Here is a 24956-nt window from a genome sequence, read left to right as displayed (position 1 = left end):
ATCCATCCGGGATGACCGTGTATTCCCCGGACGCCACCGACTGGCGCATCCTCGACGTCCTCCAGCGCGAGGGCCGGGCCAGCTTTGCCGAGCTGGCCCGTGCCGTCTCCATGTCAGCGAGCGCGGTCACCGAACGGGTCCGCCGACTGGAGGAGGCCGGTGTCATCCAGGGGTACGCGGCGGTCGTGGACCCCGAGCGCCTCGGCCTCCCGATCCTCGCGTTCGTCCGCCTCCGCTACCCGAACGGCAACTACAAGCCCTTCCACGACCTGGTCGCGGCGACCCCCGAGATCCTCGAGGCCCACCACGTCACCGGCGACGACTGCTTCGTCATCAAGGTCGCCGCGCGCTCGATGCCCCACCTGGAGGAGATCTCCGGCCGCATCGGCACGCTGGGTTCGGTGACCACGAGCGTGGTGTACTCCTCACCGCTGCCGCGCCGTCCGCTGGGGCACTGAACTGGCCATCGGCCGCGGTCAACGGTCGTAGCACGATGATCGCCGCGTAGAGTGCGGCACCATGCCTACCACCCCCGATCGGTCCTCCCTCTGGGGTGACCAGCGGTTTCTTCTTCTCGCTTCGGCTCGGACCATATCGGTGCTGGGCAATGGTTTTGCCCGCGTGGCGCTGGGTTTCGCCGTTCTGGCCCTGCCCGGGGCGACGCCGGGGCGGCTGTCGCTGGTGGTGGCCTGTCAGGCACTGCCCCAGCTGGTGTTCATCCTGGCCGGCGGGGTGATCGCGGATCGGATGTCACGCGCTCGGCTGATGGTGGTCGCCGACATCGTGGGCGCTGCCGCCTATGCCGGTCTGGCGGGCCTCGTGCTGTCCGGTCACGCGCCGTTGGTCCTGATGTGTGTGCTGGCGGTTGTGGCGGGCACCGCGACCGCCCTGTTCTCTCCCGCGATGGACGGTCTGGTGCCGCTGGTCGTTTCTGCGGACAGGCTCCAGCAGGCGAACGGACTGCTGCGGGTGTGCACGAACAGCAGCCTGCTGCTGGGTCTGGCCTTGTCCGGCGTCGCGGTTGCGTGGATCGGGGCCGGCTGGGCACTGGCCCTCAACGCCGCGTCCTTCATCGTCAGCGCGATCCTGACCGCCCGCCTGCGGGCTCCGGGGCGGGCGGCCAAGAGGTCCTCGGGCTGGGACGATCTGAGGGAGGGATGGCGGGAGTTCGCCTCCCGGCAGTGGCTGTGGGTGGTCGTCGCCCAGTACGCCTTCGTCGTCGCGGCACTCAACGCCAACGTCGGCGTCCTGGGACCCCTCGTTGCAGAAGAGCATCTCGGCGGGGCCCGGGCCTGGTCGCTCATCGTCGCGGCCCAGGCCCTCGGCACTGTCGCCGGTGCGGGCCTGGCCGCGCGGGTCCGGGTGAACAGGCCCGTCCTGGTCGCGGTTCTGGCCACTTTCCCGGCCGCCCTGCCCATCGCCTTGCTCGCTGTCTCAGCCCCCGTCTGGCTGATCGCAGTGGCCATGTTCTGCTCGGGCATCGCCGCGGATGTCTTCGCCGTGCTCTGGTCCACAACCATCCAGCGTGAGGTCCCCGAAAAAGCCCTCTCCCGCGTCAGCTCCTACGACTGGTTCGGCTCACTGGCTTTCGCCCCGCTCGGGCTGCTCGTGGCCGGGCCCGTTGCCGATGTCGTCGGTACTCGGGAGGCGCTGGCGGCCTGTGCCGCCGTGATCGCTCTGGCCACGTGCGCGGCCCTGCTGTCGCCGCAGGTCCGCAGACTCACCGCGACGCCCCGGCACAGTCTCTAGCATCGCTGGTCATGGCTACAGTGATCGTGACCGTGGGGCTGGCGCTCATCGGCTACCTGGCGACCTACCTGAACGGCCTGCGTCTTGCGCAGAGACAGGCCCGGCTCACGCGGGTCAACCAGCAGCTGAGTGACTTCTACGGGCCGCTGTTCGCTCTGATGGAAGCCAACAGCCGTACCTACGACACCTGGTCGGTGAAGTACGCCCGTCCCGACGGTAGTGACCCGTTCCGGCACGAGACTCCGCCCACCGAGCAGGAACTCGCGGAGTGGCGTATCTGGGCCACGACCGTCTTCATCCCCAACATCAAGGCCATGCGAGACGTCGTGGTCACCAAGGCCGATCTCCTCATCGAAGAGGAGATGCCTGATGCCCTCCTCCAGCTCTGCGCCCACGTCTCGGGCTACGAGATCACTGCCGCGCGCTGGGCCCAAGGCAACTACGAAGAGCACCTGTCGGTCATCACCTTCCCCGGCCGGGCGCTGAGGGAGTACATCCGCGACAGGTTCACACAGCTCAAGAGGGAGCAGGCCCGATTGCTCGGACACGACCGCGCTGCCGGCGGGAGCCGATGAGGCCGGCTCGCCGGCGCGGTGGGCTCAGGGGCCGTCCGCACCCCGCTGCCTCAGCGACGACCCCGACCGGCCCTTGACGACCTCGAGTTGGGCGTGGATCCGGCGGCGCAGGTCGGCCACATGGCTCACGATGCCCACGCTGCGGTCGCGTTCGCGGAGGGAGTCGAGGACGTCGAGGACCTCGTCCAGAGTCTGGTCGTCGAGGCTGCCGAAGCCCTCGTCGATGAAGAGGGTGTCGAGGCGGACGCCTCCGGCCTCGTCGGTGACGACGTCGGCGAGGCCCAGGGCCAGGGCGAGGGAGGCGAAGAAGGTCTCGCCGCCGGACAGGGTGGCGGTGTCCCGCTCGCGGCCGGTCCAGGCGTCCACCACGTGCAGCCCGAGCCCGCTGCGGCCGCGTCCGGTGCGGTCGTCGGAGTGGACGAGGGTGTAGCGGCCGGAGGACATGCGCTGCAGCCGTACGGTCGCGGCGGCGGCGACCTGCTCCAGACGGGCCGCGAGGACGTACGACTCCAGGCGCATCCTGCGTTCGTTGTCGGCGGAGGTGCCCGCCGTGAGCGTGGCCAGCCGGGCCACCCGGTCGTACTCCGCGCGCAGGGGGGCGAGCCCGCGTACGCCCTTGGTGGCGCGGGCGGAGAGGCGGTCCAGCTCGGTGCCGCAGCGGGCGGCCGCGTCGCGGGCGGAGGCGGCCTCGCGCAGCCGCCGTTCCGCCTCGGCCGCCGCCCGCTCCGCCGCCGCGAGGTCGGCGGGCGGCTGCTGGGCCGCGGCCGCGGTGTCGGCCTCGGCCAGCACGGCGCGTACGGCGGCCTCCTCCGACTGCCAGGCGTCCAGGCGGTGTTGCAGGTCGCGGTGGGCCGCGTCGTCCAGGAGGGCGGCGGCCGCGGCCTGCGGGGTGTCGAAGCCGGCACGGTAGGCGGCGTCGGCGAGGCGGGCGTCGGCGTCCTTGAGGCGCTGGGTGGCGTCCTCGGCGGAGCGGGCGGCGTCGGCGGCTTCGGTGAGCAGTGCCGCCTGTCGCTCCAGCTGGGCAGCGCGGGCGGCCACGCTGGCCGCCGTTCCGCGCGTCTGTGTCAACTCCTGTTCGAGGGTGGCCTGTTCGCGTTCCAGGGTCTCGCGACGGGTGAGCCGGGAGGCGGCCCGTACGGCGGCCTGCTGGCGGTCGGCCTGGCGCCGCTCGCGCTCGTGCTCGGCCCGCCGCAGCTCCTCCTGGGCGGCGTGCAGGGCGGAGGCGTCGCGACGGGCGCGTGCGTAGTCCTGTTCCAACTCATCAGCGTGGGCTGCGAGTTGAGCCGTAGGGGTGTCGCCCGCCTCGGCCGTGGCGGCGGCCAGGGCCTCGCGTACGACGCCGAGGCGCCGTTCGTCCTCGGTGTGCTGTCCCTCGGCGCGCTGCTGGGCGGCGAGGGCGCGCTCCTCGGTCTCGCGGTCGACGTGTCCGGCGACCTTGCGGGCCGGGGCGGGGTGTTCGGTGGCCCCGCAGACGGCGCAGGGTGCGCCGTCGGTGAGGTGCGCCGCCAGTTCCGCGGCGATGCCGTTCAGGCGCTGTTCCTTGAGGTCCAGCCAGTGGGCGCGGGCGTCCAGGGCGCGTTGTCCGGAGGCGAGGGCCCGGTGCTGTGCCTCCTCCAGGTCGGCGGCCAGCTCGTCCCGGGTCCGGGCCGCGTTCAGGCGGCGGCGTGCGGGTTCGCGCTGGACGGCGAGCTGTTCGGCGCGGGTGGCCGCCTCCTGGGCGGACTCGATGCGGGACTGCAGGGCCCCGCGCGTGGCGTCCCACTCGGCGAGCCAGGCGTCGGCCTCGCGCAGGACGTCCTCGTCGGCACGCTCCTGCCGGTCCAACCCGGCCCGCTCGTCGACCAGTTCGGCGAGCCGCCGCTCGGCGCGCCGGGCCGCGTCCAGGCCGCCCAGCTCCTCGGCGGCCCGGCGGGCGGCGGAGGCGAGTCCGGCCGCGCCGGCCTCGGCGTAGGAGTCGGGGAGCATCCCGCGTGCGTGCGCCTCGGCCCGGGCGGCCCGGCGCTGCTCGTCCTCGGCGGTCTCGCGCAGCTCCAGCGCGGGTGCCACCGCCTCGGCCTTGCGGCCGCGCTCCATGCGCTCCCGCGCCTCCCGGTGGGCGTCGGCCCGCTCCTCAAGGCGCTCGGCCCGCTGCCGGGCCTCGGCGAACCGGCCCTGCAGCCGGGCGAGTTCGCGTGCCTCGTCCAGGGTGCGCTGCGCGGCGGCATGGCCGGACTCGGCGGCGGACAGGCGGCAGTGGGCGACGGTGAGGCGCTCCCGCGCGGTGCTGCGGGCCACGGCCGCGGCGCCGAGGACGGCCTCGGCCAGGCCCGGCTCGCCGGGGCTCAGCTCGGGCAGTTCCATCGCGTCGCCCGCCTCCTGCTGCATGCGGTGCGCGTCGGCGAGGAGCGCGGCGTCGCCCTCCCGTACCCGGGCCTCGGTCGCCTTCCGGCGCTCGGCGAGCCGCTTCTCCACGTCGGCGAAACGCTGGGTGTCGAACAGGCGGCCGAGCAACTGGCCACGCGCGCCGGCGTCGGCGCGCAGGAAGCGGGCGAAGTCGCCCTGGGGCAGCAGGACGACCTGGCAGAACTGCTCGCGGCTCATGCCGAGCAGCTGGGTGATCTCCTCGCCGATCTCCTGGTGGGAGCGGCTGAGGTCCTTCCAGACGCGGGCCGTGGCGTCGTACTCGCGCAGCCAGGTCTGGGCCTTGTCGACGGTCGTGCCCGTGCCGCGCAGCTTGCGCCGCTCCCACGGCGGCTGCCGGGTGATCTCCAACCGGCGTCCGGCGACGGTGAGTTCGAGGCGGACCTCGGTGCGGATGCCCGCCTCGGCGTGGTCGCTGCGCAGGTGCATGCCCTGGCCGCTCTGCCGGGCGCCGGGCACGGAGCCGTAGAGCGCGTAGCAGACGGCGTCCAGGACGGAGGTCTTGCCCGCGCCGGTGGGGCCGTGCAGCAGGAAGAGGCCGGCGGCGGACAGCGCGTCGAAGTCGACGGTCTGCGAGCCGCCGAAGGGCCCGAAGGCGGTGATGTCGAGCCGGTGCAGCCTCACCGGGCCACCTCCCGCACCGCGTCGTCGGCGCGCACCGCGTCGAAGGCGTCCCGGAGCACGGCCGCCTCCTGCTCGTCGGGCCCGGCGCCGCGCACATGGGCCACGAAGTCCTGGGCGATCTGCTGGTCGCTGCGGCCGGCCAGGCGCCGGGCGTACGACACCTCGGGGGCGTCCGGGGCCCGTTCCGGGTCGAAGACCAGGCTGAGGGTGTGCGGGAAGCGCTCGGTGAGCCGGGCCATGGGGTCGGCCGGGCGGACCTGGTCGGTGAGGGTGGCCTCGACCCAGGCGTCCTCGTGGCGGGCGAGAGCGGGGTCGGCGAGGAGGTCGTCCAGGGTGCCCCGGACGCGGGCCAGCGGGCGCGGCACCGGGCAGTCGAGGCGCTCGGCGGTGACCGAGCCGTCGGCGGCCAGGTCGATCAGCCACACGCTCTTGCGGTGGTCGGCCTCGGAGAAGGAGTAGGCGAGCGGGGAGCCCGAGTAGCGCACGCGCTCGGTGATCGTCTGGCAGCCGTGCAGATGCCCGAGCGCCACGTAGTCGACGCCGTCGAAGACCCCGGCGGGTACCGCGGACACGCCGCCGACGGTGATGTCCCGCTCGCTGTCGCTGGCCTGGCCGCCGGTGACGAAGGCGTGGGCGAGGACGACGGACCGGGTGCCCGGGGCGCGGGTGGCGAGGTCGGCGCGGACGCGGTCCATGGCGGCGGCGAGCACGGCTTCATGGCCGGCCTTCGCCACCGCGAACTCGTCCTTCACCAGGGCCGGTTCGAGGTACGGCAGGCCGTAGAAGGCCACGTCGCCGTGGGCGTCCGCGAGCACGACCGGGGTGCCGGCGGCGGACGGCTCGGTGCGCAGATGGATGCCGGCGCGGTCGATGAGTCCGGCGCCGACGCCGAGGCGGCGGGCCGAGTCGTGGTTGCCGGAGATCATCACCGTGGGCACGCCGAGGCCGGCGAGGCGGTGCAGGGCGTCGTCGAACAGCTCGACCGCGGCGAGCGGGGGCACCGCGCGGTCGTACACGTCCCCGGACACGACCACCACGTCCACCGCGTGCTCGCGCACGGTGGTCACGAGGTGACCGATGAAGTCGGCCTGGGCCCCGAGCATGTTCACCCGGTGGAAGGCCCGGCCGAGATGCCAGTCGGAGGTGTGCAGCACTCTCACGACACCGCTCCGACCCGCACGCCTACCCCATCCAGCACCTCAAGGACCCGCACGAACCCGGACAGGCTCGCGCACAGCACCCACCACGCTAATGCCTCGGCGCACCTGATCCACCACGGATCTCGATGTGCGCCCGGCCGCCACGCCCGGGGCGCCCGGAATTGTCCCTGATATCCATAAAAATCATGTGCCGACCTCCACATCCCGCCAGCCGCACGACCGGACGCTCCGGGCGATGGCCTCGGCCGCGGCGCGGACGTGCGGCAGCAGCCGGACCGGCTGGACGAGGTCGACGTGCCCCACCGCCCCCACGGCGGCGACGACGGCTCCGCGGCCGTCGCGCACCGGGACGGCGAGCCCGCCCCGTCCCTCGGTGAGCGTGTTGCGGACCAGCGCGTGCCCCTCGCGTCTGATCCGGACGAGGGTGCGCCCCAGTGCGGTGCCGTCCGTGATCGTGGCGGGCGTGTACGCGGGCAGCGGACCGGCGCAGATCGCGCTGCGCACGGACGCGCCCGCGTGGGCGAGCAGCACCAGGCCCACCGAGGACGCGTGCAGCGGCAGTCGGCCGCCCGGATGGCCGTACAGCTCCGCGAGGTCGGTCTGGTTGCTCATGATGGACAGGCAGACGCTCTCCGCGCCGTCGCGGATGGCGATCGTCGCCCCGAGCGAGGTCTGTCTGTGCAGTTCGACCAGGTACGGCTGGGCGGCCTCGGCCAGTGACGAGCTGCGCGGGGCCAGTACGGCCGTCTCCCACAGTCGCAGGCCGATGCTGTAGAGACCGTCGGAGCACCGTTCCAGGGCTCCCCAGCCGGTGAGCTTGTTGACGATGCGGTGAACAGTGGCGACCGGCAGCCCGGAGCGCCGGCTGATGTCCGTCAGGGTCAGGGTGCGGTTGTCGCGGTCGAAGGCGCCGAGAATGCTCAGCGTCCGGTCGACGACGGAGCGCTCGGGGGCGCCGGAGGGGGAGGTGGTCATCCCGTTCAGTTCCCTTCACCTGCAGGTCACGGGTGCTTGATAACTCGTGCTGACACCAGGCGTGAACCGGTGACGGGCGGCCACCGCTATCATCAAGTCTTCAAGCAGCCCTAGGAAGGTCGATCTCGGAACGTTCATGGTCGATTTCTCTTCGTTACCGATCCCTGTCGTCCCGTACACCCCGATCTGCCGACCAGGCCTCGGTATCGCGATGTCGACGCTGCGCGACCTGCGCACCCGGGCGCCCCTGAGCCTGCTCACCGCTCCGCATCGGCTCGAATTCCACCAGATCATGCTGGTGACGAAGGGCCACGGACGATATTCCGTCGACTCCACCTGCATACCGTGCTCCGCGGGCACGCTGCTGTGGACCCGGCCGAACCAGGTGATCCAGTCGTTCCCGAACGACATGGAGGCCGAAATCCTCATGTTCACCGAGTCGTTCCCGCTGCCGATGCACGCCGGCCTCGGACTGCTGGACGATGTGCTGCGCCCCTGGCACTGGCAGCTGGGCGACGGCGAACTGCCGCTGTTCCAGCAAGTCCTGACGCATCTTCAGGAAGAGTTCGAGCGGCCCGACCGGGGCGTGGGCGAGCAGGTGCTCAAGCATCTGCTGGCCGTGGTGCTCTTACGCGTCGACGAGGTGTGCCGCGTGCGCCACGACGACGCCCACGTCGGTGCGCCGAGCGGTGAGGCGGGCGAGCTGTTCGTCCGGTTCCGCCAGGAGCTGGAGGTCGCCTACCGCTCCACCCGGCTGGTCGAGGACTACGCCACCAGGCTCAACTGCAGTACGCGCGCGCTGTCCCGGGCCTGCCGCGCCATCGCCGGTACGTCCGCCAAGGACGTGATCGACGCCCGGGTCGCGCTCGAGGCGCGCCGGCTGCTGGTCCACACGGACCTGCCCATCGCCGCCATCGCCCGTCATCTCGGCTTCTCCGAGGTCACCAACTTCGGCAAGTTCTTCGGGCGGCGCGTGAATATGGCACCCGGGGCATTCCGGCGGGACGCGCGGAGCCGCAGCCAGCCCGAATCCCTCGATTCCGGGGGACATTTCACCTTCCGGTAACGCATTCGACCACCAGGCCAACTCCCGTAACCAGGATTTCTTTCCACTCTCTGGAAGAGCGGTTGTTCGGGAATCCGGAAGCTGGCAAGACTGTGCCTGCGTGCTTCGGGCGGCCACTCGAAGACACCGTGGACCTGCAGGTCTGTACCAGAAAGACGGACCTGACCACCGCTCGACCTGACCACCCGCCAGATTACTGACGAGTTGTTTTCTGCCCTCCCCGGCAGTGGTAACCCCCCCAAAGAAGAACACCGCTCAAATCTCCCCCGTTTCCCCGGCCGGCCCGAGTTCCGGGCCGACGTTCCGGGTTCGAACCCCGCCGACCGGGCGGAAACCCGGTCGGCCGCGGGGTCATACGCACCGCATCGTGAAACGGCCGTCGTGCACCCGTACGGGTCGACGCGCCGCCGTGTGCCCGTATGCCCCGAGCACGACGGGCCGGTGCACGCCCCCATCAACCGCACGCGCCTCCGGATGCCCCGGAGCCGCGCCTGAGGAAGGACGACCCACCATGGCCGCAGTGACCGCTTCCGAGGCCGAGACCTGGCTGATCGAGAAGATCGCCCTTCGCCTCGGCGTGGCGCCGGGCGAGGTCTCGCGCGAGGTGTACTTCGACGAGCTGGACCTCGACTCGACCGAGGCGCTCATTCTCGCGGGCGAGCTGGAGAACTGGCTCGGCTTCGAGCTGAGCACGACGACGCTCTGGTACCACCCGACCATCAAGGACCTGGCGTCCTACCTGGCCGAGGAGAGCGACCGGCGTGCGACCGCCGCGTGACCGCCGGCCGCCGGTCGCCCTGGAGTTCAGGGCCGCCGCGGCCGGCCGCCGCACCGTCTACGTCGTCCATCCCGGCGCGCTCGCGGCGCAGGTCCACCGGGGCCTGGCCGACGCCCTGCCCGAGGGCGACGGGCTGACCGTACTGGACCTGGGCGCGCTCGACGAGTACGCGCAGGCGGCGCTGAACGGCGGCCGGGCCGACACGACCGTGCCGGCCCTGGCCGGCCGGCTGCTCGCCGCGATGGAACCGGTCCGGGTGCCGTACACGCTCGCGGGCTGGTCCTTCGGCGGTGTGCTCGCCCTGGCCATGACCCGGGCGATGCCGGCCGAACGGCGCCCCGAGCGCCTGGTGCTCCTCGACAGCATCGCGCCCACCGAGGAGTACAAGCAGCCCGACGAGGCGCTCGAACCCGACCTGCTCCTCGGCTGGTTCGCCATGTACCTGGGGGCCAAGCGGGGCAAGCCGTTCGGGCTCGGCCCCGACGCGATCGCCGGCCGCGGGGTGGACGACGGGCTGCCCGTCGTGCTCGACGCGGCCGTCGCCGCCGGGGCCCTGCTCCCGGGCACCCCGCTGCCGGGCCTGCGCAAGCTCTACGACACCTACGTGGACGGGCTGTTGCGCAACAACCGGCTGACGGCCCCCTACCGGCCCGACCCCGCACCGCTTCCGCTGGTGCTGGTGCAGGCCGAGCGCAGCCTCGTCCCGGACGACCCCACCCTCGGCTGGACACCGCTCGCCCCGCACGGTCTGACCCGGTACGGCTGTCCGGGCGACCACTACACGATGCTCAGCCGACCCGACTCCCTCGGTGTGATCGCCCCGCTGCTGCACGCAGCATGAACCTGCCTCGCTCCTCTTCCACGCGCCACCCGCAGGTCCCGAACCGATCCGGGCCACACCCCCACGGGCCCAGCCGTTCCGACCAAGAGAGCCTCGCCGTGAACGCTTCGCACCCTTCCGACCTCGATCGCCGGCTCGCCCGGGATCCGATCGCGATCGTCGGCCTGTCCGCCCTGTACCCCAAGTCGCGTGATCTGCGCGAGTTCTGGGCCAACGTCGTCTCCGCGGCCGACTGCATCGAGGACGTGCCCGCGACCCACTGGGACGTGTCGGAGCACTACGACCCCGACCCCGCCGCACCCGACAAGACGTACGCCAAGCGCGGCGGCTTCATCCCCACCGTCCCGTTCAACCCGCTGGAGTTCGGGCTGCCGCCCAACACCCTCGAAGTCACCGACGTGCTGCAGCTGCTGAGCCTCGTCGTCGCCCGTGACGTGCTCAAGGACGCGGGCGCCGACCAGGACTGGTACGACGCCTCGCGCACCGGTGTGGTGCTGGGCGTGACCGGCGCCAACCAGCTCACCCAGCCGCTGACCGCCCGGCTCCAGACGCCGGTCCTGAAGGAGGTCGTCCGCTCCTGCGGGCTGACCGAGCGGGACGCGGAGGAGATCGCGGAGAAGTTCAAGCTGGCCTTCGCGCCCTGGGAGGAGAACTCCTTCCCCGGCATGCTCGGCAACGTCGTCGCCGGCCGTATCGCCAACCGCCTGGACCTCGGCGGCACCAACATGACGATCGACGCGGCGTGCGCCAGCTCGCTCGGCGCGGTCAAGGCGGCGGTCAGCGACCTGCTGGAGCGGCGCTCGGACACGATGCTGGTGGGCGGCTGCGACGCCGAGAACACCATCTTCATGTACCTGTGCTTCAGCAAGACGCCCGCGTTCTCCAAGAAGGGCCGTATCCGCCCGTTCGACGGGGACGCCGACGGCACGCTCATCGGTGAGGGCATCGGCATGCTGGCGCTGCGCCGGCTCGCCGACGCCGAGCGGGACGGCAACCGGATCTACGCCGTGCTCCGCGGTATCGGCTCCTCCAGCGACGGCCGCTTCAAGTCCATCTACGCCCCCCGCAAGGAGGGGCAGATGACCGCGCTGCGCCGGGCCTACGAGGACGCGGACTGCTCCCCGGCCTCCGTCGAGCTGTTCGAGGCACACGGCACGGGTACCGCGGTCGGTGAGGCGACCGAGCTGTCGGCGCTGTCGGCGGTCGTGTCGGAGTTCACCAAGGAGCGGCAGTTCGCGGCGGTCGGCAGTGTGAAGTCGCAGATCGGCCACACCAAGGCGGCGGCGGGCGCGGCCGGGATGATCAAGCTGGCGCTGGCCCTGCACCACAAGCTGCTGCCGCCCACCATCAACGTGGACCGGCCGAACCCGGCGCTCGACTGGGCCCAGAGCCCGTTCTACGTCGGCACCCGCACCCGGCCCTGGATCCTCGACCCGGCCCGGCCGCAGCGGAGGGCGGGCGTGTCGTCGTTCGGCTTCGGCGGCACCAACTTCCATGTGGTGATGGAGGAGTTCGGCGACGGCTCCGACCTGCGGGTGATGTTCCCCGTGAACCGCGTGTTCATGTGGCATGCCCCTGACATTGAGCAGCTGGTGCGGGTGGTCGGCGAGGGCGGGGAGCCCCGTACCGAAACCGCTCCGGCGGATCATCCCCGGCTCGCCCTGGTCGCCGGCAGCGACGCCGAACTCGCCGAGCTGCGCGCCCTGGCCGCGGCCGAGCTGCGCGCCAAGCCGTCGGCCGAGTCCTGGTCACACCCCAAGGGCGTCTACTTCCGCCGGTCCGCCGCCCCCACCGGCAAGGTGGGCGCGCTCTTCGCCGGGCAGGGCAGCCAGTACGTCGAGCCCGGCCGCACGGCGATGCTCGCGCTGCCTCCGCTGCGGGAGGCCTTCGACCGGGCGAACGCGGCCTTCGCCGGGCACGAACTCCCGCTGTCCCGCATCGCGTTCCCGCCGCCCGCCTTCGACGAGGCGACCCGCACCGCCCAGGAGACGGCCCTGCGGCGCACCGAGTACGCCCAGCCCGCGATCGGCGCGCTGGCGGCCGGCCACTTCCGCTACCTGACCGAACTGGGCTTCGCCGCCGACGGGTTCCTCGGCCACAGCTTCGGCGAGCTGGCCGCCCTGTGGGCCGCCGGGGCCCTCGACGACGACACCTACTTCGCCCTGGCCCGGGCCCGGGGCGCGGCGATGGCACCGCCCGCGGACCCGGACTTCGACGCCGGCGCCATGGCCGCCGTCAGCGCCGCCGAGGAGCGGGTGCGCGAGCTGCTCGCCGCGCACCCGGAGCTGACCGTCTGCAACCGCAACGCCCCCGACCAGGTCGTGGTGGGCGGCGCCACGGAGGCCGTGGAGCGCCTGGTGGAGGCGGCCGGCGCGGCCGGGATACGAGCACTCAGGCTGCCGGTGTCCGCGGCCTTCCACACGCCGTTCGTCGCCCACGCCGTGGAGGAGTTCGGGCGGCGGGTGGCCGACGCCGTGGTGGGCGCGCCGCGCCGCCCGGTGTTCGCCAACTCGCCGGGCGCCTCGTACGGCCCGGACGCCGACGGCAACCGGCGCACCCTGGTGGAGCAGCTGGTCAAGCCGGTCGAGTTCGCCGACCGGATCGAGGAGATGTACGCGGCGGGCTTCCGCACGTTCGTCGAGTTCGGCCCGAAGGGTGTGCTGACGCAGCTGGTCCGTCGCATCCTCGGCGAGCGCGAGCACTTCGCCGTGCAGCTCGACCCGGGCGACAAGGGCGACGCCGAGCTGACGCTGAAGCGGGCCGTGGCCCAACTGGCCGTCCTGGGCGTGCCGTTGGCCGTCGCGGACCGCTATGTGGCCGAGCCGCCGCACGAGGAGCCGGTCAAGGGCATGACCGTGCCGCTCAACGGCATCAACCACGTGCCCGAGGCCCGGCGGGCCGCCTACCGGGAGGCCGTGGAGAACGGCTACCGGGTCTCGCTGCCGGCGGTGGCCGGCTCTCAGGCCCCCGCGACGGCCTTCTCTCCGGCCCCGGCGACGGCCGGCTCCCTGGCGCCGGTCACGACCGCCTCCACGGCCCCGACCGTGTCGGCCTCCCCGGCTCCCTCGGCTGTCGCCACCCCGGCGGTCGTCCCGGCCCCCGCGCCGCACCCCGTCGCCCAGCAGGTCACGCCGGTCGAACGGCCCCCCGCCCCGCTGGCCGCGCCCCTGGCGCAGCCCGCCCCACTGGACGTCCTGGAGAACGAGTTCATGGCAGAGGAACACCGGGCCCCCGCGCCCGACGACCGGCTCGCCGGGCTGCTCGCCGACCACCTGGCCCTGCACGACGACTACCTCAGCGGTCAGCTGTCCAGCGCCCAGCGCCTCATGGGGCTGCTGGAGCGGGCCGACGAGCAGGGCCGCGTCGACGAGGTCCTCCCGGGCGTCGCCTCCGTCAAGGAGCACGGTCTCGCGATCGGGCGCACGCATCTGCGGGCCAACGAGATCCTGCGGGACCTGGCGGCCCTGGAGTACGGCGCCGCCGCCCCGGTGGCAGCCCCGGTCGCCGAGACCCCCGCGGTCGTGGTCCCCGCGCCCGCAACGCCGGTGGCGGCGCTGCCCGAGGCTCCCGCCGCTCCGGCGCCCGCGGCCCTGGAGCCCCCGACCGCGCCTGCCCCGGCGGCTCTTCCCCCCGCCCGGCCCACGGCCGAGACCCCCGCAGAGACCCAGGTCGTGCCGACGGCCGAGAACCCGGCCTCCGGCGCCTCGGCCGACGACGTACGGGCCGCGCTGCTGGACGTGGTGTCCCAGAAGACCGGCTACCCGGCCGACATGCTCGATCTCGACATGGACGTGGAGGCGGACTTGGGCATCGACTCCATCAAGCGCGTCGAGATCATGGGCGTCCTCCAGGAACGCTTCCCCAGCCCCACCCCCGTCGGCCCCGAACAGCTCGCCGAACTCCGCACGCTCGGCGAGATCGTGGACTTCGTCCTGAGCCTCGGCGGAGTGCTGAGCGACACGCCCAAGGCCACGGCCACCGTGGCCGCCACGGCTCCGCGGGTGGTGGTCAGCACGGCGGACATCGCCGCCGCCCTCCTCGGTGTCGTCTCGGAGAAGACGGGCTACCCGGCGGAGACGCTGGACCTCGACATGGACGTCGAGGCCGACCTCGGCATCGACTCCATCAAGCGCGTCGAGATCATGGGCGTCCTCCAGGAACGCTTCCCCAGCCCCACCCCCGTCGGCCCCGAACAGCTCGCCGAACTCCGCACCCTGAACGAGATCGTCGGCTTCGTCTTCGAGCTGAACGCCCCTGCCGCGCCGGCCGCTTCCTCCGCCGAGCCCTCGGTCCCCGCCGCCTCCTCGGACGACGTACGCGCCGCGCTGCTCGACGTCGTCTCGCAGAAGACCGGCTACCCGGCCGACATGCTCGACCTCGGCATGGACGTCGAGGCCGACCTCGGCATCGACTCCATCAAACGCGTCGAGATCATGGGCGTCCTCCAGGAACGCTTCCCCAGCCCCACCCCCGTCGGCCCCGAACAGCTCGCCGAACTCCGCACCCTGAGCGACATCGTGGGCTTCGTGACCGGCCTGTCCGGCAGCCCGGAGCCCGCAACCCCGCCTCGGCATGAGCCGAAGGCCGAGACCGACGCCCCCGCCCCCGGTGCCCTCGGCCGCGGGCAGGCCGCGCTCGTCGGGTTGCCCGTTCCGGACCAGCTCGTCGGGGCGTACCCCCAGGACGGTGTCGTACTCGTCGTCGACGACGGCAGTGAGGTCGCCGCGGCCACGGCGGCCCGGCTCGGAGAGGCCGGCCGGCAGGTGCGTGTGCTCCGGCTGCCCGGCGTGCCGCAGCGCGTCTCGGGGGCGCAGGACACCGCCCTGACCGGCTGGGGCGCCACCGAACTGGCCGCCCGTGTCGAGGAGTCGGTGACCGGCTCGCTCCATCTCGTGCTGGTCTTCGCCGCCGCGGACGACCTGCCCTGGGCGGAGGGTGTACGACGGCTCGCGCACACGCTGCTGATCGCCAAGCACACGGTGACCCCGCTGACCGCCGCCGCCCAGAGCGGTCACCGGGCCGCGTTCGTCACCGTCACCCGCCTCGACGGCTCCTTCGGCCACGGCGGTGTCGCCGAGGACGCGGCGCCCGCCGGCGGCGTCGGCGGGCTGGTGAAGACTCTCGCGGTGGAGGCGCCCACGCTCTTCTGCCGGGCGCTGGACCTGAGCCCGGCCCTGGGCGCGGCCGAGGCCGCGGGCCTGGTGCTGGAGGAGGTGTACGACGCCGCCGCGGGCCCCGTGCAGGTGGGCCGTGACGGCACGCGCCGGGTCGGTCTGACGCTCGGCGAGGAGCCGGCCGCGCCCGCCGCTCCCGGCGCCGCGCCCGGCTCCGGCGATCTGCTCGTCGTCACCGGCGGCGGGCGTGGCATCACCGCCCGCTGCGCCACCGCCCTGGCCACCGCGTACCGTCCCGGCCTGCTGCTGCTCGGCCGCACCGCCCTCGGCGAGGAGCCGGAGTGGGCACACGGCCTGACCGACGCGGCCGCGCTGAAGGCCGCCGCCGTGGAGCACCTGAGGGGCGCGGGCGAGAAGCCGACCCCGAAGCGGGTCGAGCAGCTCTACCAGTCGGTGATCGGTGAGCGCGAGGTCCGTGACACCCTCGCCGGGATCCGGGCGGCGGGCAGCGAGGTCGCGTACCTGCCGGTGGACATCACCGACGCCGCCGCGACCGCGGCCGCCCTGGCGCCGTACCGGGAGCGGATCACCGGTCTGGTGCACGGCGCCGGCGTCCTCGCGGACCAGTTGATCAGCGCGAAGAAGGCGGCCGAGATCGACCGGGTCTTCGCCGTCAAACTCGGCGGTCTGCGCTCCGTGGTGGCGGCGGTACCGGCCGAGCGGCTGCGCCACGTGGTGCTGTTCTCGTCGGTGGCCGGGTTCTTCGGCAACCACGGGCAGTCCGACTACGCGATGGCCAACGAGGTGCTGAACGCCTGGGCCGCCACGTTCAAGCGCAGCCACCCCGAGGCCCACGTCACGGCGCTGAACTGGGGCGCGTGGGACAGCGGGATGGTGTCGCCGCAGATCAAGGCGGTGTTCGAGGAGCGCGGCATCACCCTCATCCCGGAGGACACCGGAACCCGGCTGTTCACCGAGCAGTTCGCGCCCGAGCGGTCCGGTGACGTGATCACGGTCCTCGGCCCGACCACTCCCCTGTCGGCGCCGGAGCACACCGCGCCCACGGCCCCGGTCGTCCTGGAGCGGGACCTGTCCGGCCTGGCCGGCGAGCCGCTGGTCGCCGACCACGTGATCGGGGACGCCCCGGTGCTGCCCGCCGCTGCGGCCCTCGGCTGGGCCGCGGGCGCCGTCGAGCGGCTGACCGGTGCCGCGGTCGCGGAGATACGGGACTTCGTGATCCACAAGGGCGTGGTCTTCGACGGCGGCCTCGACGGCAGCCGCTTCCAGCTCTCCGTCGACCCGACGCCGGACGGCGCCGAGGCGGACGTGGCGATCCGGTCGGTCACCGGTGACGGTGCCGTACGCCCCCACTACGCGGCCCGCGTGCTCCTGCGCACCGCGGCCGGACAGCGGCCCGGGCCCCTGACCGGCCTGCCCGCCCTGGGCGGCGGCAGCGACGCCCAGGGCTGCTACGCCGACGGCACCCTCTTCCACGGCCCGTCCCTGCGCGGCCTGCGCCGGGTGCTGGAGTCCGGCGAGGCCCGGCTGGTCGTCGAGTGCGCCCTGCCCGAACACCGGCCCGCCGACGGCGCGTTCACGAGCGACCGGTACGCGCCCGGCACCGCCGATCTGCTGCTGCAGGCCGCGCTGGTGTGGATGCGCCGGTACCGCGACACGGCGAGCCTGCCGATGTCGGTGGGCCGGGTCGACCTGTACGAGGCGCTGCCGGACGGCGGACCGTTCGTCGTGGTGGTGGAGCCGGTGTCGGCGAACGGTACGACCGCGAGTCTCACGGTGACGGCGTGCGCCCCGGACGGACGCGTGCTGTCCCGGTTCACCGACGTCTCCCTCGTGTCCACCCCGCAGCTGGCCGCCAAGTTCGCGGGCCGCTGAGCCGACATACGGACCGCCGGTCCCGGCGGGCGGCCTCCCCGACCGCCCGCCGGGACCGGCACCTTGGAGGAAGCAGCTGCTATGCACAAGTTCGCCATCGTCGGGATCTCCTGCCTGTTTCCGGGCGCCCGGACCCCCGAGGAGTTCCGGCAGAACCTCCTCGACGGCACGGACAGCCGCCGGGACGGAGGTACGGAGGTCTTCGGACCGGAGCCCGACGAGCGTGACCTCGACCCCCGCCACCGCATCACGTCCCGCCGGGGCGGGTTCATCACCGACTTCGCCTTCGACCCGGCCGGCTATCGGCTGGACCCCGGGTATCTGGCCCGGCTCGACCGGATCTTCCACTGGTCGATGTACGCCGCTCGGGAGGCGCTGCGGGACTGCGGCCTGGGCGACGACCCGACGACCCTGGCCCGCACCGGCCTGGTCATGGGCAACTACTCCTTCCCGACGCCCACTTCGGCCCAGGTCAGTGTTCCGCTGGCGCAGGAGGCCGTACTGGCCGGCTTCGGCCCGGTGCTCGACGGGCTGCCCGGCGCGCGCCCGCTGGTCGACCGGGACGCCCTGCTGCCGGAGAACCTGCGGGTGAGCGGCTCGCCCGCGGCCGTCACCGCGGCCGCCCTCGGGCTCGGCGGGCCGCGCTACTGCCTGGACGCCGCCTGCTCGTCGGCGCTGTACGCGCTCAGCCTGGCCTGCGGGCATCTCGCGGCGGGCGAGGCGGACGTGGTGCTGGCGGGCGGCGTCTGCGCGCCCGATCCGACACTGATCCATCTGTCCTTCTCCGATCTGCACGCCTACCCGGAGAACGGGTTCAGCCAGCCCTTCGACAGCCGCTCCGGCGGGATCGTCACCGGTCAGGGCGCCGGCATGGTCGCGGTCAAGCGGCTGGCGGACGCGCTGCGCGACGGCGACCGCATCCACGCCGTCGTCGACGGCATCGGCCTGTCCAACGACGGCACGGGCCGGCACCCCTTGGTGCCGCGCAAGGGCGGCCAGCTGGACGCCCTGTCGCGGGCCTACGCGAGCGCGGGCGTCGACCCGGCCGACATCGACTACCTGGAGTGCCACGCCACCGGTACGCCGATCGGGGACGCGACCGAGGCCGAGTCCGTCGCCGAGTTCTTCGGCGCGCACGGCCGGGTGCCGCTGCTGGGGTCGGTCAAGGGCAACATCGGGCATCTGCTGACCGTCGGCGGACTGAGCAGCCTGCTCAAGGTCGTCCTGGCCATGCAGGACGGTACGATCCCGGCGACCATCGGCGTGGAACAGCCGGTCACCTCCGCGGACGGCGGGGTCGGCGCGGAGACCCTGGTGCGTGCCGCCCGGGTCTGGCCCGAGGGACCGGGGCCGCGCCGGGCGGCGGTGTCCGCCTTCGGGTTCGGCGGCACCAACGCGCACGTCGTGCTGTCGGCGGCGCCCGACGCGACCGCCGCGCAGGCTCCGCCGGCCCCCGCCGCGCTCCCCGCCCTGGATGTCGTAGGCCTCGGCGCGCACTTCGGGTCGCTGGAGTCCGTGGACGCCTTCGAGCGTGCCGTGCACAAGGGCGAGCACGATCTGCGGCCACTGCCCGAGCACCGCTGGCGGGGTCTGGACCGCACCGACGGCGGCACCCTGGAGCAGGCGGGCCTCACCGGGGACGCGCTGCGCGGGGCCTTCGTGGACGGGGTCGAGGTCGACCCGGCCGAGCTGCGCGTGCCGCCGTCGGACCTGCGCATCTACAACCCCCAGCACGCGGTGCTGACCAAGGTCGCCGACGAGGCGCTGCGCGACGCCGGGTACCGGCTCGGGGCCGGGGCGCGCGACACGCCCGAGGCGCGCCGGGTCGCCGTGGTGGTGGTGACCGAGATCGAGCCGTACACGCACGCCCGGCTGAGCCGGTACGGCCTCGGGGCCTTCCTGCGCCGCGAGTTGGACCGGGCGGGTGTCCGGCTGACCGAGGAGCAGCGGGCCGCGCTCACCGAGGTGGCCCGGGACGCCGTGGTGGACCCGATCGGCGCCAACGAGGTGCTCAGCTACATCGGCAACGTGATGGCCGGGCGGGTCTCCTCGCGCTGGAACCTCACCGGACCGTCGTTCACCGTGTCCGGCGACGGCGCCGGCCTGGCCGAGGCGCTGCAGGTCGCGCGGCTGCTGCTGCTCGACCCGGACCTGGAGGCGGTGCTGGTCGGCGCGGTCGACCTGGCGGGCTCGGCGGAACTCCTGCTGACCCGGCCCGAGTTGTCCGGCGAGCCGGGGCTCTCCTTCGACCAGGGCGGGCGGGGACGGCGGGTCGGCGAGGGCGCCGGAGCCCTGGTCGTCACCCGCGCGGACTCGGCTCCCGGCCGGGTGCACGCCCGGATCGACGGCCTTGCCGTGCGGTACGCACCGGCGTCCGGCTCGATGCCCGACGCGGTCGCCGCCCCGCTCGCCGAGGCCGCGGAGGCGGCCCTGGCCGAAGCCGGCGTGGCAGCCGCCGAAGTGGGCTACCTGGAGGCCCACGCGGGCGGCACCGCCGAGGCGGACCGGACCGAGATCGACGCACTGGCGCGGGTGTACCGCGCGGACGCCGGCGCCACCGCCCTGGGCAGCGTCAAGGCGCAGCTCGGCGACGCCGGCTGCGCGGCCGGTGTGGCCGGGCTGATCCGGACCGTGCTGTGCCTGCGGCAGGCGTATCTGCCCGGCACGCGGGGCTGGCGCCGCCCCGAGGACGACCTCGCGGACGCCTTCGCCGCCTCCGCCTTCTACGTCCCCGACGCCTCTCGCCCCTGGCTGCGGGAGCGGGCGGACAGCCGCCGGCGCGCCGCCGTGAGCATCCGGGGCGCCTCGGGCTCACACGCCCACGTGGTCCTCTCCTCCGTGCCCGGCGCCGAGCGTCCGCGTCCGACGGCCGACTGGTCGCGGGCGGGCGGGCCGGTGCTGCTGGCCGTCGCCGCGGACACGCCGGACGGGCTGGTCGCCGAGGCCGGCCGCTACCGTGCGCTGCTCGCGGACGGCGCCGATCCGCGGGCGCTGGCGCGGGAGGCGGCGGACGGGCTCGACGGGCGGCGGCTGCGGATCGTCCTCGTCGGCCGGGACCACGAAAGTCTGCTGCGGCAGCTGGAGTTGGCGATCCGGGACGTGCCCGGGGCGCACGCCGAGGGCAGGGAGTGGGCCACCCCGGCCGGCTCCTTCTTCACCCCCAGGCCGCTCGGCCCCGAGGGCCGGGTCGCGCTCGTCTACCCAGGCGCCTTCAACAGCTATCCGGGGCTCGGCGCCGACCTCTTCCGGGCCTTCCCGTCCCTGCTGGACCGCTTCGAGCGACAGGCCGCCGAGCCGGCCCGGATGCTGCGGGCCGCCCAGCTGTACCCGCGGACCCTGGAGGCCCTCGACCGGCGCGGTCTGATGCGGCTGGAGGAGAGCCTCGGCGACGACGTCCCGTTCATGCTCGCCACCGGCACCAGTTTCGCCATCCTCTACACCACGCTGGTGCGCGAGGTGCTGGGCATCACCGCGCACGGCGGGTTCGGCTACAGCCTCGGCGAGTCCAGCATGCTGTTCGCGACCGGCGGCTGGGATCCGGCCGGGCGCAGCGACTCGCTGATCAGCGACAGTCCGATCTTCCGCAACCGCCTGTGCGGACCGCGCCGTACCGTACGGGACCTGTGGGGGCTGCCCGAGGAGACCCCCGACGGGGACGTGTGGGCGTCCCACGTCCTGCTGACGTCCGCCGAGCCCGTGCGCGAAGCCCTCGCCCGCTACGACCGGGTCCACCTCACCCATGTGAACACCCCGCGCGAGCTGGTGATCGCGGGTGATCCGGCGCAGTGCCGGGCGCTGATCGAGGAGTTGGGCTGCCCCGCCGCCCGCTCCCCCGTCAACGTGGTCATGCACTGCCCGGTCGTGGACCCCGAATTCGACGGCCTCGCCCGGATGAACGACTATCCCATGGGCTCCTTCGGGGACCTGGAGCTGTTCAGCGCCTACGACTACCAGCCGCTCCCGGCCGAGCTGCTGGCCGAGTCCCCGCGGCGCATCGCGCACACCCTGCGTTCGACGATCGACTTCCCCCGGCTGGTGCACGCGGCGTACGAGCGCGGCTACCGCTACTTCATCGAGGTGGGGCCCGGCGCGACCTGCTCCCGCTGGATCCGGGACACCCTCGGCGACGCCCCGCACGTGGCCGCCTGCGTGGACCGCCGGGGCGTCCCGGCCACCACACCGCTGGCCCACCTGACGGCCCGCCTCGCCGGCCACGGCCTCCCGGTGAACCTCACGGCCCTCCAGGACCCGGCCCCGGCCCCGTCCGACCGCCCCGCCCGGCGTCTCCCTCCGGTCCGACTGGGCCGCGGCGAGCCCATCCCGACCCGCATCACCCGCGAGGCGACCAAGGCCCTGGCCAACCTCGCCGTCGCACCGACCGCTCTGGCCCATGGGGCCCACGCGGCAGCGGCGCCCGGCCCGGCCGGACACCAGCAGTCCGCCACCCTGTCCGGCCCGGCCGGTGAAGCGCCCGGGTCCTTCCCCGCTCCCACCCGCCCGACGGCCACGGCACTCCGCGCATCCACCGGCCCGGCAAGCACAGGTACCGCGGCCACCCCCGGCCCTGCCCACCCGTCGGGTACGCCAACCACAGGCATCCCCGCCTCCACCGGCCCGGCAAGTGCCCGGGCAGCGGCCACCCCCGCACCCACGCCCGTGGACACGCGCGCAGCCCGCCCCGCCCCTGCCCACTCGGCCGATGACCCGGCCTCGCCCCTCTCCACCCCGCCCCGCCCGGCGAGTTCGGGGACCGCGGCCGCACCCGCAGGCCTGCCCGCCGCCGCCCACCCGACGAGTGCCACCCCCGCAGCCCTGCCCGGTGACCCTCCCGCGGCCCGGCTCAGCCGACACCCTCAGCCGGCCGGTCGTGACGCCCATGTCACCGCCGCGGCCCTGCCCGCCGGGGTTCCCGAACCCGCCGTACCCGTCCTTTCCGTATCGCCGGAGGAGCCCGCCGCCATGCCTGCCGACCCGACGCTGGAGATCTCCGAGGTGATCACCTTCGACGGGGATCCGATCACGGCCCTGCCCTGGGGCGCCCCGCAGCCTCCCGCGGCCCTCGCCCCGCCCGTGTCCTCCTCGCCCCCGGCCACCCCGCCCGCCCGGCCGTCGTACCCCCACGCACCCTCCGGCCAGGGCCGGCGACCCGCCGCCGATCTGATCCACGACCTGCGCCAGGAGATGCTCGCCGCACACGGCGTGGTGATGGAGACCCACCGGGTGCTCCAGGCGGCGACCCTGGAGCGGGCCGAGTCCCTGCTCGATGCGACGGCGCCCGCCACGGCTCCAACTCCCGTGACACACACCCCTGTTGTCGAGCGCACCGCTCCCCCGGCCCTGCCCGCCGCCCAGCCCCGCACCCCGGCCCCCGCCCGCGAGGGCGTCATCTGGGACGAAGCCGACCTGCTCGAGTTCGCGACCGGCTCCGTGGCCAAGGTGTTCGGGCCCCAGTTCGCCCAGATCGACACCTTCGCCGCCCGCGTCCGGCTGCCCGCACCGCCCTACCACTTCGTCACCCGGGTCACCGAGCTGGACGCCGAGCCCGGGGTGCTGAAGCCCTCCCGGATCACCACGGAGTACGTCGTGCCGGAGGACGCCTGGTACGCCGTCGACGGCGGAGTGCCGCCGGCGGTGACCGTGGAGTCCGGGCAGTGCGACCTCCTGCTGGTCAGCTATCTCGGCATCGACTTCCGCAACAAGGGCGAGCGGGTCTACCGGCTGCTCGACAGCTCGCTGATCTTCAAGGGCGGGCTGCCCACGACCGGCCAGACGCTGCGCTACGAGATCTCCATCGACCGGTTCGTCCACCAGGGCGACACCACGATCTTCTTCTTCAGCTACGACTGCTTCGCGGACGACGAGCTGATCCTCCAACTCCGCGACGCCTGCGCCGGGTTCTTCAGCAAGCAGGAGTTGGCGACCCCGCTCGGTGTCGTCCTCTCCGACAAGGACCGGGCCCGCCGCGCCGCGCTGCCCAAGGGCACGTTCAAGCCGCTGGCCTACGCCCGCAAGCACCAACTGGACGCCCACGACCTGGAGTTGCTCGCCCAGGGCCGCCCCGGGGACGTGTTCGGACCCGACCACGCGCAGGACCCGGGCCTCAACCCGGCGCTGCGCCTGCCGGACGAGCGGCTGCGCATGGTCGACGAGGTCACCGTCGACCGCAAGGGCGGTCCCTGCGAGCTGGGCCTGATCACCGCCGTCAAGCGGCTCGAGCCGGACGCCTGGTACTTCACCTGCCACTTCCCGGACGACCCGGTGCTCGCCGGTTCCCTGATCGCGGAGGGAGCCGTGCAGCTGCTGCAGATCTACCTGATGCACCAGGGTCTGCACCTCACGCTCCCGGACGCCCGCTTCCAGACCGTCACCGATCGCCGCATCGACGTCCAGGTGCGCGGCCAGGTCACCCCGAAGGACGCCGAGATCCGCTACGAGGTGGAGGTCACCGAGCTGACCCTGCTGCCCCGGCCCACGGTGATCGCGGACGTCCTGGTGTACCTCGGGGACAAGCCGGTGGTCCGGATGCAGAACCTCGGCCTGCAGATCGTGGAGAAGCCCGGGACGCCGTACCGGCCCGAGATCGGCGGTGTGCCCGAGTTCCTCGGCCGGCGCAACCGCAGCGGCGAGCCCGCCATGATCAACGAACTGCATCTGGCCCACTCCGCCAAGGGTCTGCTGGACATGGCGATGGGCCCGGAGTTCGAGATCTACCGCACGAGCCGCGCCCCCTACATCCCCAACGGCGACTTCCAGTTCGTCGACCGGGTCATGTCGCTCACCGGCACCCGCGGCGATCTGAGCCCCGGCTCCGAGATGGTCACCGAGTACGACTCGCCGGACGACGCCTGGTACTACGCGCAGAACTCCTCGCCGTACATGCCGAACTGCGTGTACATGGAGTCCTCGCTGCAGGCCGCCATCTTCCTCGGCTACTACCTCGGCGCCACCCTCCGGCAGCCCGAGGAGGAGTACGCCATCCGCAACCTCGACGGCCGCGCGACCCTGGTGAAGGACATCGACCTGCGCGGCAAGACCATTCGGCACCAGTCGAAGCTGCTGATGACGAGTGTCGTCTCCGGTGCGGTGCTGCAGAACTTCTCGTACGAACTCAGCGCGGACGGCGAGGTGTTCTACACCGGTGAGTCGCTGTTCGGGTACTTCAACGCGGCCGCGCTGTCCAACCAGGTCGGTCTCGACAGCGGCACCTACGTCAGGCCGTGGATCGAGACGGAGACCCCGGCCGCCGGGCGGGTCAGGCGCATCGAGCTGGCGGGCGGTGCGGCGCCCGCCTTCCGCGACGCCTCCGGAGGCGAACTGCACCTGCCCGGCGGCCGGTTCGACCTGGTGGACCGGGTCGACCTGGTCGCGGACGGCGGCCGGTTCGGCGCCGGTTACGTGCACGGCTTCCGCAGCATCCGGCCCGACGAGTGGTACTTCGACTGCCACTTCCACCGCGACCCGGTGATGCCCGGCTCGCTGGGCGTCGAGGCGGTGCTGCAGGCCATGCGTCTGTTCGTGCTGGAGCAGAACCTCGCCGAGGGCATGGCCCGGCCCCGGTTCGCCATGGCCACCGGGGTGGAGATGTCCTGGAAGTACCGGGGCCAGATCCTGCGCGACGACCGCGAGCTGTTCTTCGACGTGCACATCAAGGAGGTCCGCCGGGAAGCGGACCGCCTGCTGCTGATCGCCGACGCGGACCTGTGGAAGCCGGGCCTGCGCATCTACGAACTCACCGACGTGGCCATCGAGGTCCGCCCCGACGCCGGCTGACGTCCGGCACA

At 73.4% G+C, this 24956-nt stretch carries 11 protein-coding genes; 8 read left to right on the top strand and 3 right to left on the bottom strand.

Annotated features, from left to right (window positions below; genetic code table 11):
• The first annotated feature begins 11 nt into the window (after window positions 1-11).
• The 3 genes from BEK98_RS28900 to BEK98_RS28890 all read left to right on the top strand — a co-directional run bounded on the left by BEK98_RS28900 (window position 12) and on the right by BEK98_RS28890 (window position 2324).
• Window positions 12-458, top strand: coding sequence for an Lrp/AsnC family transcriptional regulator (locus BEK98_RS28900; RefSeq protein ID WP_094219614.1), 447 nt, complete (start codon window positions 12-14; stop codon window positions 456-458).
• Window positions 459-519: 61 nt separating this feature from the next.
• Complete coding sequence (locus tag BEK98_RS28895; protein ID WP_094219613.1) at window positions 520-1749, top strand: MFS transporter; 1230 nt, start codon at window positions 520-522, stop codon at window positions 1747-1749.
• Window positions 1750-1760: 11 nt separating this feature from the next.
• Window positions 1761-2324, top strand: a complete 564-nt coding sequence (locus BEK98_RS28890; protein ID WP_094219612.1) for a hypothetical protein — start codon at window positions 1761-1763, stop codon at window positions 2322-2324.
• Between the two features lie 24 nt (window positions 2325-2348).
• On the opposite strand, the gene BEK98_RS28885 is transcribed toward BEK98_RS28890, so the two are convergent.
• From BEK98_RS28885 to BEK98_RS28875, 3 genes are all read right to left on the bottom strand, one after another.
• The gene (locus BEK98_RS28885; RefSeq protein ID WP_094219611.1) at window positions 2349-5348 is read right to left on the bottom strand and encodes an AAA family ATPase; all 3000 of its coding nucleotides are present in this window, start codon (window positions 5346-5348) and stop codon (window positions 2349-2351) included.
• Window positions 5345-6508, bottom strand: coding sequence for an exonuclease SbcCD subunit D (locus BEK98_RS28880; RefSeq protein ID WP_094219610.1), 1164 nt, complete (start codon window positions 6506-6508; stop codon window positions 5345-5347). Before BEK98_RS28880 ends, BEK98_RS28885 begins: the two co-directional genes overlap by 4 nt.
• A 183-nt stretch (window positions 6509-6691) precedes the next feature.
• Complete coding sequence (locus BEK98_RS28875) at window positions 6692-7483, bottom strand: IclR family transcriptional regulator (protein ID WP_094219609.1); 792 nt, start codon at window positions 7481-7483, stop codon at window positions 6692-6694.
• Window positions 7484-7694: 211 nt separating this feature from the next.
• Here BEK98_RS28875 and BEK98_RS28870 point away from each other — a divergent pair, with 211 nt between their 5' ends.
• The 5 genes from BEK98_RS28870 (at window position 7695) to BEK98_RS50970 (ending at window position 24945) form a co-directional block, all read left to right on the top strand.
• Window positions 7695-8549: an AraC family transcriptional regulator gene (locus BEK98_RS28870; RefSeq protein WP_244202044.1), complete on the top strand. Its 855-nt coding sequence runs from the start codon at window positions 7695-7697 to the stop codon at window positions 8547-8549.
• A gap of 511 nt (window positions 8550-9060) precedes the next feature.
• Complete coding sequence (locus BEK98_RS28865) at window positions 9061-9327, top strand: acyl carrier protein (protein ID WP_094219607.1); 267 nt, start codon at window positions 9061-9063, stop codon at window positions 9325-9327.
• Window positions 9311-10168, top strand: a complete 858-nt coding sequence (locus BEK98_RS28860) for a thioesterase domain-containing protein (protein ID WP_094219606.1) — start codon at window positions 9311-9313, stop codon at window positions 10166-10168. Before BEK98_RS28865 ends, BEK98_RS28860 begins: the two co-directional genes overlap by 17 nt.
• Before the next feature lie 98 nt (window positions 10169-10266).
• Window positions 10267-17175, top strand: coding sequence for a type I polyketide synthase (locus BEK98_RS28855; protein WP_094219605.1), 6909 nt, complete (start codon window positions 10267-10269; stop codon window positions 17173-17175).
• 81 nt (window positions 17176-17256) lie between these two features.
• Complete coding sequence (locus BEK98_RS50970) at window positions 17257-24945, top strand: beta-ketoacyl synthase N-terminal-like domain-containing protein (RefSeq protein WP_279635488.1); 7689 nt, start codon at window positions 17257-17259, stop codon at window positions 24943-24945.
• The last annotated feature ends 11 nt before the right edge of the window (window positions 24946-24956 follow it).

The organism is Streptomyces diastatochromogenes (assembly GCF_002242805.1).
GTDB lineage: Bacteria > Actinomycetota > Actinomycetes > Streptomycetales > Streptomycetaceae > Streptomyces > Streptomyces diastatochromogenes.
This window is presented reverse-complemented; position numbering and strand designations above follow the sequence as displayed.

Excerpts from the sequence above, each read along its gene's own strand:
- BEK98_RS28900 (WP_094219614.1), top strand. The coding sequence starts at position 12 with ATGACCGTGTATTCCCCGGACGCCACCGACTGGCGCATCCTCGACGTC.
- BEK98_RS28895 (WP_094219613.1), top strand. The coding sequence starts at position 520 with ATGCCTACCACCCCCGATCGGTCCTCCCTCTGGGGTGACCAGCGGTTT.
- BEK98_RS28890 (WP_094219612.1), top strand. The coding sequence starts at position 1,761 with ATGGCTACAGTGATCGTGACCGTGGGGCTGGCGCTCATCGGCTACCTG.
- BEK98_RS28875 (WP_094219609.1), bottom strand. The coding sequence starts at position 7,483 with ATGACCACCTCCCCCTCCGGCGCCCCCGAGCGCTCCGTCGTCGACCGG.
- BEK98_RS28870 (WP_244202044.1), top strand. The coding sequence starts at position 7,695 with ATGTCGACGCTGCGCGACCTGCGCACCCGGGCGCCCCTGAGCCTGCTC.
- BEK98_RS28865 (WP_094219607.1), top strand. The coding sequence starts at position 9,061 with ATGGCCGCAGTGACCGCTTCCGAGGCCGAGACCTGGCTGATCGAGAAG.
- BEK98_RS50970 (WP_279635488.1), top strand. The coding sequence starts at position 17,257 with ATGCACAAGTTCGCCATCGTCGGGATCTCCTGCCTGTTTCCGGGCGCC.